This is a genomic window from Kordiimonas sp. SCSIO 12603 (assembly GCF_024398035.1).
Classification (GTDB): Bacteria; Pseudomonadota; Alphaproteobacteria; order Sphingomonadales; family Kordiimonadaceae; genus Kordiimonas.
Genome location: NZ_CP073748.1, coordinates 2,487,629 through 2,500,912, shown reverse-complemented (window position 1 = coordinate 2,500,912; position 13,284 = coordinate 2,487,629). Strand labels below are relative to the sequence as shown.

Here is a 13,284-nt window from a genome sequence, read left to right as displayed (position 1 = left end):
GATGGGCCAATGATTGGACGATTAAATCATGTAGCAATAGCTGTTCCAGATTTGGATGCTGCTGTTAAACAGTACAGAGATGTACTTGGCGCAAATGTTTCAGAACCGCTCGATTTGCCTGATCATGGGGTTACAACGGTTTTTGTAAATTTACCAAATACCAAGATTGAGCTTCTATTGCCGCTTGGCGAAGATAGCCCCATTGCTAATTATCTGATGAAGAACCCTTCAGGTGGCATGCACCATATATGTTATGAGGTGGAAGATATTATGGCTGCACGTGATAAATTGGTGGAAGAGGGCGCTCGTGTTTTGGGATCTGGTGAACCTAAAATTGGAGCACATGGTAAGCCGGTACTATTCCTTCACCCGAAGGATTTCAGTGGAACATTGGTGGAAATTGAACAGGTTTAGAAGCTGATGAACATAGCGACAATTATATTGGTGTTTGTTATTTCCTGGTGGATGGTCTTTTTTGCTGCGCTGCCTATTGGTGTGAGGGCACAAGACGAAACCGATGAGGAAATAACAGAAGGTACTGTACCTAGTGCTCCTTCTAATCCAAATCTGAAGAAGAAAATGTTCTGGACCACCATCGTAGCTATACTGGTGACAGTTGGGTATTATTATTTGGCGACTTCAGGACTGATCAGCTTTAGAGGCATGAAGCCTTCATAAGGGCTGTAATCTTAATCAAAAAACAAAAAAAGCGAAGCAATGAAGCTTCGCTTTTTTTGTTGGATCTGCTCATTGGCAGTTCTCAATCTATTTTCCTCCCTGAGCGTGGGCCACTATGGTGTGTCCTCTATCGAACTCAGTGGCAAGAACTTATGCCAGCCAGCGCAAGCTTGTCATTAAGCTTAATGAAAAATTAAGGTTCTCGCTCATGTGCTTTTTTAGTAGTGAGACAATTTTGCAACAGGTTTTAGCAGGAGGTAGCAGTTTCTTTTCACGAAAGGCAGTTTTCTTGGGCTTTTTTCTAATTCCCAAAGATTCTATTTGCCAATTGAACTGCATAGCGGCAAAAGAAACAAAAGGCTTTCGCCACATTGTTTCATTGTAATTAAGAGAAGTAAGGTCATGCGTTTAAGTCGCTATTTTTTGCCGACCATCAAGGAAAACCCTTCTGAGGCTCAAATCGCTTCCCACAGATTAATGCTACGTGCGGGCATGATCCGCCAGGGTGCCGCAGGGATCTATTCTTGGCTGCCTCTGGGCTTACGTGTTCTTAAAAAAATCGAAAATATTGTACGTGAAGAGCAAAACCGCGCCGGCGCTCTTGAAGTGTTGATGCCGACCATCCAGTCCTCAGAACTTTGGGAAGAAAGCGGTCGTTATGATGATTATGGAAAAGAAATGCTCCGCATCGAAGACCGTCATGGCCGCAATATGCTGTTTGGCCCGACAAACGAAGAGATGATCACAGATATCTTCCGCCGTGAAATTCACAGTTATAAAGACCTTCCAAAGAATCTTTATCATATTCAGTGGAAATTCCGTGATGAGATCCGTCCGCGTTTCGGTGTTATGCGTGGTCGTGAATTCCTGATGAAAGATGCCTATAGCTTTGATCTGACACCGGAAGAGGGCGTTAACAGTTATAATGCGATGTTCGTAGCCTATCTGCGTACATTTGCACGGCTCGGACTTAAAGCCATTCCGATGCGTGCGGATACTGGCCCAATTGGCGGTGATCTATCTCATGAGTTTCTCGTGATAGCCGAAACGGGCGAAAGTGAAGTGTTCTTCCATAAAGATTTTGAAGGTATGGAATCTTTGGTTGATTTCCCTGCTGATGCTGAGGGCCTTCAGGCAATTGTGAATGAATGGACGACACCATACGCGGCTACAGAAGAAATGCACAACGAAGATGATTGCCCAGTTGAAGGCGAGAATCTAATCCGCGGTCGCGGTATTGAAGTTGGGCATATCTTTTTCTTCGGCGATAAATACTCCAAGCCTATGAAAGCAAGTGTTCAGGGCCCAGAAGGCGAAATGCTGAACGTGCAGATGGGTTCATACGGCGTTGGTGTATCTCGTCTCGTGGGTGGTATCATTGAAGCATGCCATGATGAAAACGGTATAGTGTGGCCTGAAGCTGTTGCTCCTTTTAAGGTTGGTTTGATGAACCTCGGTGCCAAGAATGAAGAATGTACAGCTTTCTGTGATGCCTTGTATGCAGAACTTGAGGAAGCCGGTATTGAAGTGCTGTTTGATGACACGAAAGACGGTGCAGGCGCCAAGTTTAAGAATATGGACCTTATTGGTTTGCCTTGGCAGGTTGCTGTAGGACCACGCGGCCTTAAAAATGGCGTAGTTGAGCTTAAAAATCGCAAAACAGGTGAAAAAGAAGAGCTTACTAAAGAAGCGCTTCTCGCCAAATTTACAGCGTAGTTCGGAGAAAATAATTGCTGCAGAGAGGGTTTGAATGGGGTGTTGCAAAGCGGTATTTACTGCGTCCACCGAAAGATGGTTACATCTCCCTTAATACAATTCTCTCTGTAATTGCTATTATGCTTGCGGTCACAGCACTGATTGTTGTGATGTCTGTAATGAATGGTTTCCGCGCTGGTCTTATTGAAAGCATCCTTGGCTATCAGGGACATGCCGTCGTGCAGGGGTACGGCGGTCGTCTTTCTAGTTATGATGATATTTATAATAAATCTAAGGTCTTACCTGGTGTTGTTAAGGTAAGATATTATACAGAGCATCAAGTGATGCTTACTCGCGACGGGCGTTCAACGGGGGCTATCGTTCGTGGTTTGCCGCCTGAGCAACTGACGGAAGATGGCCTTGGTGATGTAAAAGTTCTTGCAGGTCAGCTAAACAATGACGCTGATACTCCTGGACTAGTTTTAGGGTTCAGGCTCGCTCGTAAATTGGGCGTTACTGTTGGTGATACAGTTACTGTTGTAAGCCCTAATACCGTTTCGACACCTTTTGGTTCTACATTGCGTTATCTCGGGTATCGGGTGGACGCTCTCGTAGAAATTGGGCTTTTCCAATTCGATGATAGTTTTGTCGGGATGCCAATAGATGAAGCCCAGCGTTTCTTTCAAATGGGTAACGCTATATCTAAGATGGATATCTATATCGAAGATCCTGATCAGATAGACGGTTTCTTACCTTTGCTGGAACAAACTGTAGGCGGTAAGGCCTATGTGTTCGGGTGGCGTTCCTTTAACCCATCACTTCTTGAGGCGCTGAAGACAGAACGTATCGCTATGTTCTTGATTTTATGCCTTATCATTGTTGTTGCAGTGTTCAATGTTTCATCAAGCCTCGTTATGCTCGTGAAAGATAAATCCAGCGATATAGCTATCATGAGAACAATGGGAGCAAGGCAAGCCTCTATCCGGAAAATATTCCTTATTGTTGGCCTTTCTGTTGGTGCGTTTGGCGTGTTGTTAGGTGGAGCTTTAGCGGCGCTTATCATTGAAAACATAGTTGGTATTAAAGAGTTTATTGAATGGGCATTCGGATTTAATGCCTGGGATCCAGCAACCCGCTGGATTTCTGAAATTCGGGCCGATGTTGATTGGACAGAAACTATCCTAATCATTGTAGTGGCTTTGGTGCTCTCATTCCTTGCTACAATATTGCCTGCGTTCCGTGCTTCACGCCTTGATCCTGTTACTATTCTTCGACATGAGTAGAAAAATGACGTCTGCACTTAGACTTACAAATATTAGTCGTTCTTTTGTACAGGGACATAAAAAGATTGATGTCCTTAAAGGCATTAATCTTGAAGTGAAACAGGGCGAGCTGGTGGCTCTTCTGGGGTCATCCGGTTCTGGTAAATCAACTTTGCTACAGATTGCAGGTTTGCTTGATAGTGAATTCAAAGGCTCTCTAGAAATTGGTGGTGCTGCGGTAGAAGCAAAATCTGATGATATGCGTAGTGCACTACGGAGAGAAAAACTGGGCTTTATATACCAATTCCACCACTTGTTGCCTGATTTTTCTGCTCTTGAAAATGTTGCTATGGGGCTCCGCGTGGCCGGGGTGGGAGCTAAAGAGGCTAACAAAAAAGCAGAAGAGCTTTTAGCTCGTTTAGGGCTTGCTGAAAGGCTTGATCATTTACCTTCTAAGCTATCAGGGGGAGAGCAACAACGCGTTGCTATTGCGCGTGCGGTCGCGACTGATCCTGTATTGCTGCTGGCAGATGAACCAACAGGAAACCTTGATGAAGAAACTGCCAACCGGGTTCTTACGCTACTTTTAGAAACTGTGAGGGAACGAGGGTTAGCAGCGGTGATCGCAACACATGACAAGAAACTGGCTGAAAAGCTTGACCGCAAAGTATATTTACATGATGGAATGCTAACACCTGCTTGAGTGTTGGAAGGTTAATAGGTACTCTTTCCTAAATCTCGGGAGGAAATATCATGATCGACCTTAATCTGGATACAATTAACTGGCTAACTGTTCTTGTTGGCGCTGTAATCTATATGTTCGTAGGTGGGGTATGGTATGGCCCTATCGCTGGGAAAGCCTGGATGAGTGAAATGGGGCTGACTGAAGAGGATCTTAAAGAAGGTCCTAGCCCAGCCGCCGCAATGGGTAAGAGTTTTATTGCCGCTATCGTGATGAGTTTTGGTTTGGCTTGGTTGATGTCTCAATCTTCCTTCGCAGAACTTACTATTGCTGGCGGTGCTGTACTTGGTGCAATTGTTTCTCTTGTGCTTGTTGGGGGCGCGACGTTCCCGAATTATGCTTTTGAAGACAAAAGCATAAAGCATTTTCTTATTCATATGGGCAATGTTACTGTTGCAATGGCGCTTATCGGCGCAATGATGGCCGTTTGGCGTTAATCTTACCGCGTTTGGAGTTATTATGAACTACGCAGACTTTGTTCATTTGCGTGTGCACACCGCTTATTCGCTTTCAGAAGGTGCAATCCATGTAAAGGATTTGGTGAAGCAGTGTGTAGGGCATAAAATGCCTGCGGTAGCCATGACTGACACCAACAACATGTTTGCCGCCCTCGAGTTTTCAAGCGCCGGGACTGGTATGGGGATTCAGCCGATTATCGGTGTTACACTTACTGTTAAAAACCCATATCGGGAAAATAAGAAGGGTGGCAAAGTTAAGGAGCAGCCAGAGGCATTGGTGCTGCTTGCGCAAAACGAAGAGGGATATCAAAACCTAATGAAAATCGTTTCCAAGGCGCACTTGGAAAGTGATGTTCAGGTAGGGGTGCAGTTCCCTGTTAGTGGTTTTAACGGATTTTCAGAAGGTATTATCTGTCTTACCGGCGGGGCAAATGGCCCTATTGGTCGCCTTATTCGTGATGGTAAAAATGAAGATGCCGAAAACTTACTTCTCCAGTTGAAAGAATATTTCGGTGACCGCCTATATGTCGAGCTTCAGCGACACGGTGAAGAATTTGAAGAAGAAACGGAAGAAGTCTTTCTTGATCTGGCTTATGAACACAATGTTCCTATTGTGGCAACAAACCAGCCGTATTTTGCCGGACCAGACATGTATCAGCCCCATGATGCACTTCTCTGTATGGCAGATAGTACCTATGTTGCAGTAACAGACCGACGTAAGCTGAATGCTGAATACCGTTTTAAAACAGCAGAGGAAATGAAGGAATTATTTAAAGATCTTCCGGAAGCTTATGAAAATACAGTAAATATTGCAAAACGGTGTCGTATAAAAATTGACCCTATCGACCCGCTTCTGCCTAACTTTACCCAAGGTATGGATGTGTCTGAAGCTGATATGCTCAGACAGGAATCTGAAGTTGGTCTTCGTGAAAGGCTTGACTTTAAAGCCAAAGAAGAAGGCTTAACGGCGGGCAAAGATCAGGAATGGGAAAAAGAATACTGGGAACGGCTTGACTTCGAGCTTGGTATTATCAATCAAATGGGGTTCCCGGGATACTTCCTTATCGTTGCCGATTTTATCCAGTGGGCTAAAGATCATGATATTCCGGTTGGCCCTGGCCGTGGTTCCGGTGCAGGCTCAGTGGTTGCCTGGGTATTGAAAATTACCGATCTGGACCCGCTTCGTTTTTCACTGCTGTTTGAGCGGTTCCTTAACCCCGAACGTGTTTCCATGCCCGATTTCGATATTGATTTCTGTCAGGATAAACGTGAACTCGTTATCAGGTATGTGCAGGAAAAATATGGGGCCGACCGCGTAGCGCAAATTATTACCTTTGGTAAGCTGCAAGCTAGAATGGTTGTGAAATCATGTGGTCGTGTATTGCAGCAGCATCACGGCGCCACTGACAGACTTTCCAAGATGATCCCAAATGACCCCGGTAATGCAATGACATTGCAGGAGGCTTTGGATAGCGAGCCTCGATTGCAGCGGGAAGTGGATAGTGATGAACTCACCGCTAAGGTTATTGAGCGCGCATTGAAACTCGAAGGGTTTTACGCGCACTCATCAACGCACGCAGCGGGGGTGGTGATCGGGGACAGACCACTTGACCAACTAGTGCCGCTTTACCGAGATCCCAAGTCAGACATGCCTGTAACTCAGTTCAATATGAAGTGGGTAGAGCTTGCAGGGCTTGTGAAATTCGATTTCCTAGGCTTGAAAACGCTCACGGTGCTTGATCGTGCCGTAAAATATATCAAAGCACGCGATATTCATATTGATCTAGCTGAAGTGCCGCTTACAGATGGCCCTGCATATGAGCTGTTGCAAGCAGGAGAGAGTGCTGGCGTATTCCAGCTCGAGAGTACAGGTATGCGTGCCGTGCTTAAAGGCCTGAAGCCCGATAAATTTGAAGATATTATCGCGATTGTGGCGCTATATCGCCCCGGACCTATGGATAATATCCCTACATATGTGGACCGTAAGCACGGCCGACTAGAAGTGGAATACCCACACCCGATCCTCGAAGATATCTTGGGCGAGACATATGGTGTAATCATCTATCAGGAACAGGTGATGCAGATTGCACAGGTGATGTCAGGCTACAGCCTTGGCGAGGCGGATATCCTGCGTCGTGCGATGGGTAAAAAAATTAAAGAAGAAATGGATAAGCAGCGAGGCCGTTTCTGTGAAGGGGCCGTTGAGCGTGGTATCGATTACGAAAAAGCCAGCTATATCTTTGATCTCGTAACCAAGTTCGCATCATATGGCTTTAACAAATCGCATGCAGCTGCTTATGCGCTTGTTTCCTATCATACGGCATATTTGAAGGCGAATTTCCCTGTTGAGTTTATGGCGGCGATCATGACGCTCGATATGGGGAATACGGATAAGCTTGCGGCCTTCAAAATGGAATTGCAGCGGATGGAAATTCCGCTCCTTCTACCAGACATCAACCATTCTGATGTCCCGTTTACTGTGGAGGCCGCGCCGGAGGTTTACTGTGAAGGCGGTGAAGACCCTCGGCATAACCTAGCGGTTCGCTATGCGCTTGGCGCCATCAAAGGGGTTGGTGAGAAGGCTATGGAAGCTATCGTTGAAGAGCGAAAAGCCAATGGCCCGTATAAAGATATGTTTGATTTCGCTGAGCGTATTGACCCGAAATTGGTGAATAAACGCCAAATGGAGCGTTTGGCCGCGGCTGGCGCGTTTGATGGTTTATTACCAAATCGTGCGCAGGCGCATGCTGCAGCTGAAATTTTGATGCGTACAGCTCAAATGGAGGCTAAAGAGCGAGAAAGTAGTCAGGTAAGCCTGTTCGGTGGTGATTTAGCAGCAACGGTTGAACGGCCAACGCTTCCGATCGTGAAGAGCTGGACTGATACAGAGCAGCTTGATGAAGAACGTAAAGCTATTGGTTTCTACATTTCAGCGCATCCGCTGGATACATACGAAACAGTACTTGAGCGCGAACGTATTGTGCCAGCGAAAGAGGTATATACTGATCCGGGCTTGATTACACAAACCGTGCGTATGGCTGGTGCTATTCTTGGGTATCGTGAAGGCATGACAAAGCGTGGTAATAAGTTTGGTCGTCTGACGCTTTCTGATCGAACAGATGCGTTTGAACTTATGGCCTTTGAAGATGACTTGGACCGGATGCGCCAGTTGGTAGAAGAGGGCGCGCCAATGGTGGTCTCTGTTCAGATACGTAAGCGTGATGATGATGATAGTATTGGTCTTTCCTGTCGCGGTATGGAATCGCTGGAGCATGTAGCATCGCAATCATCCAAGGGCTTATTTATTGAAGTTGAAGAAGCGAATGCCTTTCCTTCCATTAAAGCTGCCCTAGATCGTAAGGCAGGGGGGAAAGGTGCTGTTATAGTTCGTGTGCCTGTTGCTGAAGACAAGCGTTTCGCAGAATTCAGGCTTACAGGTAAATATAAGGTGACACCGGAGCTGAAACAGGCCATTGCCGCTGAAATGGGGGTTCTTTCAGTAGAGGAAATTTAATGGCTAATGGTCAGAAAATAGTAACACCGCTTCCTGCAGCATCTGTTTTACTTGTTCGAGACGGTGAAGCTGGGCTCGAAGTTTTAATGACAGAGCGCGCTAAAACCATGAAGTTTGCACCGGGAGCATTTGTATTCCCTGGCGGTAAAGTAGATGTGGCAGATAGCGAACCAGAGTTTGTTGAACGTTATACAGATAGTGAAACCAATGAACAGGATGTTGCGTTCAAGGTTGCTGTTTTAAGAGAGCTTTATGAAGAAGCGGGTATTTATTATTCGGTAGTTGATAGAGATACACAGCCATCAGGTAGGAAACTCGTAGAGTTACTCTCTGAAAATGGAGATCAGTTGGCTACTTCAAAGCTTGTGCATTTCGCCCACTGGGTAACACCCGAGCCAATCCCACGCCGTTTTGATACACATTTTTACATTGTTCCTCATAACGGACAAACAGCTGAGCATGATGGTAATGAAGCGATTTCACTTCGCTGGGTAAGCCCTCGTGCTATTCTAGATGAGTGGGATCATGATAAAGTGCCGCTTATGTTCCCGACCCGTTTGAATCTTATGAAACTTGCACGGGCTAGCTCTGTCGAAGAAGCGCTGGAACAAGCCGAGGATGCGAAAGTCGTTCGCACGCTTCCGGTAATTGGTATGGATGAAAATGGTATGAAATTGACCATTTCTGAAGAATGCGGTTACGGCGTTACACAGGCCACTATGAAAGAGATGGCTGTAGAAGCTGCAAAATAAGCAGAAAACACTTGATCTTTATATAATACCGGCCTATATGGGCCGCGACTTCACACGTAGGGAAGGCAGTTCTTCGAGTTGTTGATCGGCCATCCGGTGTCTCAAAGATGAGGCGCATCCCTGCGGAGGCTTAACCGGAAAAGGAGTATATAGCATGGCAATGCCAGTAGTCGATATGCGCGCCCTTCTAGAAGCAGGCGTACACTTTGGTCACCAGAAACACCGTTGGAATCCTAAGATGGCTCCGTTCATCTTTGGCGAGCGCAACGGCATTCATATCATTGACCTTTCTCAAACAGTTCCATACCTGACACGCGCGCTTCAAGCTGTTCGTGATAAAGTATCAGGTGGTGGTCGCGTTCTTTTCGTTGGTACAAAGCGTCAAGCTTCTCCAATCGTTGCAGAAGCTGCCCAGCGTTGTGGCCAATACTATGTAAATCACCGTTGGCTCGGTGGTATGCTTACAAACTGGCAGACAATCAGCCAGTCTATTAAGCGTCTTAAAGAGCTTAATGAAGTTCTTAGCCAAGAGCACACAGGCCTGACTAAGAAAGAAACTCTTCAGATGACTCGCCAGCGCGACAAGCTAGAGCTTTCTCTTGGCGGTATTCAGGACATGGGCGGTCTTCCAGACATTATCGTTGTTGTTGACACTAACCGTGACGACATTGCAATTGCTGAAGCTAAGCGTCTTGGTATTCCAGTTGTTGGTGTTATCGATACAAATTCTAAGCCAGACGGCATTGATTACCCAGTTCCAGGTAACGACGACGCAACACGCGCTATTCGTCTTTATACTGATCTGATCTCTGATGCTGTTCTTGACGGTATTCAAGCTGATCTTGCTGCACAAGGCGTTGACCTTGGTGCCGCTGAAGAAGCTGCAGAAGAAGTAGCTGAAGAAGCCGCTCCTGCAGAAGAAGCAGCTACTGAAGAAGCAACAGCATAATTCAGTAACAATTCTATTGTATCCGCTCCGGGTGGCTGGTTATAGCCCGGAGCACTTATCTAATTACACTGAGTGTGAGATCTTGAAGGGGAACTCCAATGGCAAAAATTACTGCCGCTCTCGTTAAAGAACTGCGTGAACAATCTGGCGCAGGCATGATGGATTGTAAAAAAGCACTAGCTGAAACAGACGGCGATCTACAGGCTGCTGTTGATTGGCTACGTACTAAAGGTCTTTCTGCTGCTGCAAAGAAATCTAGCCGTGTTGCTGCTGAAGGTCTTGTAGCTATGAAAGCTGCTGGCGCTAAAGCTGCTGTTATTGAAGTAAACTCTGAGACTGATTTCGTTGCTCGTAACGAACAGTTCCAGAGCTTTGTTGCTGACCTTGCTGGCGTTGTTCTTGGAACTGGCGCTACAGACGCTGAAGCAATTAAAGATGCTGCTTACCCTGGTGCTGATAAAAAAGTTGGTGAAGTACTAACTGATAATATCGCAACTATTGGTGAGAACATGAACATCCGCCGCGCTGCAACTCTTGAAGTTGAAGAAGGCATGGTTGCTTCATATATCCACGGTGCTGTAGCTGACGGCATGGGTAAAATTGCTGTGCTAGTTGGTCTTAAGTCTTCTGCTTCTGCAGATGTTCTTGCGCCACTAGGTAAACAGCTTGCGATGCATATTGCTGCTGCAAACCCAGCGTCTCTTTCTGAAGACGATCTAGACCCAACAATTCTAGAGCGTGAGAAGCAAGTTCAGATGGATAAGGCTCGCGAATCTGGTAAGCCTGAGAATATCATCGAAAAGATGATTGTTGGTCGTATGCGTAAGTACCTTGAAGAAATCGTTCTTCTGCACCAAACCTTCGTAATTGATGGCGAAACTAAAATCGCTGACGTTGTGAAAGCTGCTGCTAAAGAAGCTGGTACAGACATCGAGCTAGTTTCATACGTTCGTATGGAAGTTGGCGACGGTATCGAGAAAAAAGAAGAAGATTTCGCTGCGGAAGTTGCTGCTGTAGCAGGCGCATAATATTCGTGCAAATCAATAAAAAAGACCCAGGGGACTTTCCTCTGGGTTTTTTTTGACCACTACATCGCTTGTTGGGCTCAAGCGATTAAAAATAAAGATGAAAACTTAACTAGCCAACAACATTAGTTGAGGCTAAGCTGCCAACAGCCTATGTTGGTGTCAGGGGGGACAATTATGTCTACAGAACCAAAATATAAACGCGTTCTACTTAAGCTTTCGGGCGAAGCGCTTATGGGCAATGGCTCATATGGTATCGACCCTGAAACTGCTGCCCGTGTATCTGGTGAAATTCAGCAAGCGCGCGAAATTGGAACAGAAGTATGTGTTGTTGTAGGTGGCGGTAATATCTTCCGTGGCCTCAAGGGTGCAGCTGAAGGTTTGGACCGTTCTACAGCGGATTATATGGGCATGTTAGCGACGGTTATGAATGCACTGGCGCTTCAGAATGCCCTTGAGAAAATCGGTGTTGATACACGTGTTCTCTCTGCTATTCCGATGGCAAGTGTAAGCGAACCATATATTCGCCGTCGTGCCATTCGCCATCTTGAAAAGGGCCGGGTAGTGATCTTTGCGGCGGGTACCGGTAACCCGTTTTTCACGACCGATACAGCTGCTGCTCTAAGAGCTGCTGAAATGAACTGTAATGCCCTTCTTAAAGGTACGCAGGTGGATGGTGTTTATAATGCCGATCCTAAGAAAGATCCAAACGCTGTTCGCTATGAGAATTTGAGCTATATGGATGTGTTGAAGCAAGACCTGAAGGTAATGGATGCTTCTGCGATTTCCCTTAGCCGTGAAAATAATATTCCAATTGTTGTCTTTTCTATTCATGCCCAAGATGAACTTGTAAATGTGCTGCAGGGTGGTGGCACATGTACAGTCGTGGGTGAGGAGTAAAAATAAATGAGCGATATTGATCTAGACGATATTGAGCGCCGCATGAACGGTGCGACTGAATCACTGAAAAGCGAATTTGCTGGCCTTCGTACAGGCCGTGCGAGCACAAGCCTTCTTGATACTGTGGTTGTAGATGTATATGGCGCCAATATGCCTATTAATCAGGTTGGTACTGTATCTGTTCCAGAGCCACGTATGCTTTCAGTACAGGTTTGGGATAAAGCAAACGCTTCAGCTGTTGAAAAAGCTATTCGTAATGCAGGCCTTGGTTTGAACCCAATGCTGGACGGACAACTTGTTCGTGTGCCAATTCCTGAACTTAATCAGGAGCGCCGTGCAGAACTGGCGAAAGTTGCAGCTAAATATGCTGAACAAGCTCGTATCGCTATCCGTAACGTACGCCGCGACGGTATGGACACGTTAAAGAAAGCTGAAAAAGATAAATCTATCAGCGAAGATGATCATAAAATGTACGCCGATGAAGTTCAGGACCTAACTAACAAATTTGTTGGGCAGGTTGATGAAATGCTCGGCGTGAAAGAAAAAGAGATCATGCAGGTATAGCATGGCTTTTTCTGCTTCTCCGATTACTGAAACGGGTCAATCTTCAGCGCCTAAACATGTTGCTATCATTATGGATGGCAATGGGCGCTGGGCCCAAAAGCGTAAGCTTCCCAGAGCGCTGGGCCATAAACGCGGCGCGGAAGCCGTGAGGGAAGCCATCGAAGGGGCAGTAGAGGCTGGTGTAGAGTTTCTAACCATTTACGCTTTTTCTTCCGAGAACTGGAACCGTTCAGCGGAAGAAGTAAGCGATTTAATGGGTTTGCTGAAGCTATATCTGTCCAAAGAAGTTAAATCGCTTCATAAAGAAAATATCAGACTTAATGTTATTGGTAACCGTGGTCGACTTTCTGAGGATATTAAGGAAAGAATCCTTCAGGCCGAAGAGTTGACTGCTAATAATACGAGACTTACTTTTACCATTGCACTTAGCTATGGAAGCCGTGAGGAAATCGTTGAGGCTAGCAAAGGGCTTGCTGTGATGGTGCAAAATGGCACCATTAAGCCTGAAGAGATTAATGAAAATACCCTGAATTCACTTATGTTTACATCAGATTTACCTGATCCCGATCTGATGATCAGAACAAGTGGTGAGATGAGGCTTTCTAATTTCCTTCTTTGGCAGAGCGCTTACACAGAGTTTCTATTCCTTGATACATTATGGCCTGATTTTACTAAACAGCATTTTAGTGAAGCTGTAGAAACCTTTCTTTCAAGAGATCGCCGTTATGGCGGCAGGCCGTAAAGA

General features: G+C 45.9%; 13 protein-coding genes. All 13 read left to right on the top strand.

Features of this window, described 5'->3' with window-relative positions; all coding sequences use genetic code 11:
- Positions 1 to 9 precede the first annotated feature (9 nt).
- The 13 genes from mce to KFE96_RS11490 all read left to right on the top strand — a co-directional run bounded on the left by mce (position 10) and on the right by KFE96_RS11490 (position 13,281).
- Complete coding sequence (gene mce / locus KFE96_RS11550) at positions 10 to 414, top strand: methylmalonyl-CoA epimerase (protein WP_255832741.1); 405 nt, start codon at positions 10 to 12, stop codon at positions 412 to 414.
- A 6-nt stretch (positions 415 to 420) separates the two neighbouring features.
- Positions 421 to 678 (top strand): DUF1467 family protein, encoded by a 258-nt coding sequence (locus KFE96_RS11545; protein ID WP_255832740.1) that lies wholly within the window; start codon positions 421 to 423, stop codon positions 676 to 678.
- Between the two features lie 402 nt (positions 679 to 1,080).
- A complete protein-coding gene (gene proS / locus KFE96_RS11540; RefSeq protein ID WP_255832739.1) occupies positions 1,081 to 2,394 on the top strand; it encodes a proline--tRNA ligase in 1,314 nt (437 codons plus the stop codon).
- Between the two features lie 14 nt (positions 2,395 to 2,408).
- Entirely contained in the window at positions 2,409 to 3,656 is a 1,248-nt protein-coding gene (locus KFE96_RS11535; RefSeq protein ID WP_255832738.1) for a lipoprotein-releasing ABC transporter permease subunit, read from the top strand.
- A 4-nt stretch (positions 3,657 to 3,660) separates the two neighbouring features.
- Positions 3,661 to 4,338: an ABC transporter ATP-binding protein gene (locus tag KFE96_RS11530; RefSeq protein ID WP_255832737.1), complete on the top strand. Its 678-nt coding sequence runs from the start codon at positions 3,661 to 3,663 to the stop codon at positions 4,336 to 4,338.
- A 50-nt stretch (positions 4,339 to 4,388) separates the two neighbouring features.
- A complete protein-coding gene (locus KFE96_RS11525; RefSeq protein ID WP_255832736.1) occupies positions 4,389 to 4,814 on the top strand; it encodes a DUF1761 domain-containing protein in 426 nt (141 codons plus the stop codon).
- A gap of 22 nt (positions 4,815 to 4,836) precedes the next feature.
- Positions 4,837 to 8,349 (top strand): DNA polymerase III subunit alpha, encoded by a 3,513-nt coding sequence (dnaE, locus tag KFE96_RS11520; RefSeq protein WP_255832735.1) that lies wholly within the window; start codon positions 4,837 to 4,839, stop codon positions 8,347 to 8,349.
- Positions 8,349 to 9,101 carry an NUDIX hydrolase gene (locus KFE96_RS11515; RefSeq protein ID WP_255832734.1) on the top strand — a complete coding sequence of 251 codons (753 nt, stop codon included), beginning with the start codon at positions 8,349 to 8,351 and terminating at the stop codon, positions 9,099 to 9,101. The genes dnaE and KFE96_RS11515 overlap by 1 nt, the downstream gene beginning before the upstream one ends.
- A 154-nt stretch (positions 9,102 to 9,255) precedes the next feature.
- A complete protein-coding gene (gene rpsB, locus KFE96_RS11510) occupies positions 9,256 to 10,050 on the top strand; it encodes a 30S ribosomal protein S2 (protein ID WP_370650516.1) in 795 nt (264 codons plus the stop codon).
- 98 nt (positions 10,051 to 10,148) lie between these two features.
- Positions 10,149 to 11,078 carry a translation elongation factor Ts gene (gene tsf, locus KFE96_RS11505; RefSeq protein WP_255832733.1) on the top strand — a complete coding sequence of 310 codons (930 nt, stop codon included), beginning with the start codon at positions 10,149 to 10,151 and terminating at the stop codon, positions 11,076 to 11,078.
- A 174-nt stretch (positions 11,079 to 11,252) separates the two neighbouring features.
- Positions 11,253 to 11,975 (top strand): UMP kinase, encoded by a 723-nt coding sequence (gene pyrH / locus KFE96_RS11500; protein ID WP_247021408.1) that lies wholly within the window; start codon positions 11,253 to 11,255, stop codon positions 11,973 to 11,975.
- A gap of 6 nt (positions 11,976 to 11,981) precedes the next feature.
- Positions 11,982 to 12,539, top strand: a complete 558-nt coding sequence (frr, locus tag KFE96_RS11495) for a ribosome recycling factor (protein WP_255832732.1) — start codon at positions 11,982 to 11,984, stop codon at positions 12,537 to 12,539.
- A 1-nt stretch (position 12,540) separates the two neighbouring features.
- Complete coding sequence (locus tag KFE96_RS11490) at positions 12,541 to 13,281, top strand: isoprenyl transferase (protein WP_255832731.1); 741 nt, start codon at positions 12,541 to 12,543, stop codon at positions 13,279 to 13,281.
- Positions 13,282 to 13,284 lie beyond the last annotated feature (3 nt).

Excerpts from the sequence above, each read along its gene's own strand:
- dnaE (WP_255832735.1), top strand. The coding sequence starts at position 4,837 with ATGAACTACGCAGACTTTGTTCATTTGCGTGTGCACACCGCTTATTCG.
- proS (WP_255832739.1), top strand. The coding sequence starts at position 1,081 with ATGCGTTTAAGTCGCTATTTTTTGCCGACCATCAAGGAAAACCCTTCT.
- KFE96_RS11530 (WP_255832737.1), top strand. The coding sequence starts at position 3,661 with ATGACGTCTGCACTTAGACTTACAAATATTAGTCGTTCTTTTGTACAG.
- KFE96_RS11515 (WP_255832734.1), top strand. The coding sequence starts at position 8,349 with ATGGCTAATGGTCAGAAAATAGTAACACCGCTTCCTGCAGCATCTGTT.
- KFE96_RS11525 (WP_255832736.1), top strand. The coding sequence starts at position 4,389 with ATGATCGACCTTAATCTGGATACAATTAACTGGCTAACTGTTCTTGTT.
- pyrH (WP_247021408.1), top strand. The coding sequence starts at position 11,253 with ATGTCTACAGAACCAAAATATAAACGCGTTCTACTTAAGCTTTCGGGC.
- rpsB (WP_370650516.1), top strand. The coding sequence starts at position 9,256 with ATGGCAATGCCAGTAGTCGATATGCGCGCCCTTCTAGAAGCAGGCGTA.
- frr (WP_255832732.1), top strand. The coding sequence starts at position 11,982 with ATGAGCGATATTGATCTAGACGATATTGAGCGCCGCATGAACGGTGCG.
- tsf (WP_255832733.1), top strand. The coding sequence starts at position 10,149 with ATGGCAAAAATTACTGCCGCTCTCGTTAAAGAACTGCGTGAACAATCT.
- KFE96_RS11490 (WP_255832731.1), top strand. The coding sequence starts at position 12,541 with ATGGCTTTTTCTGCTTCTCCGATTACTGAAACGGGTCAATCTTCAGCG.
- KFE96_RS11545 (WP_255832740.1), top strand. The coding sequence starts at position 421 with ATGAACATAGCGACAATTATATTGGTGTTTGTTATTTCCTGGTGGATG.
- mce (WP_255832741.1), top strand. The coding sequence starts at position 10 with ATGATTGGACGATTAAATCATGTAGCAATAGCTGTTCCAGATTTGGAT.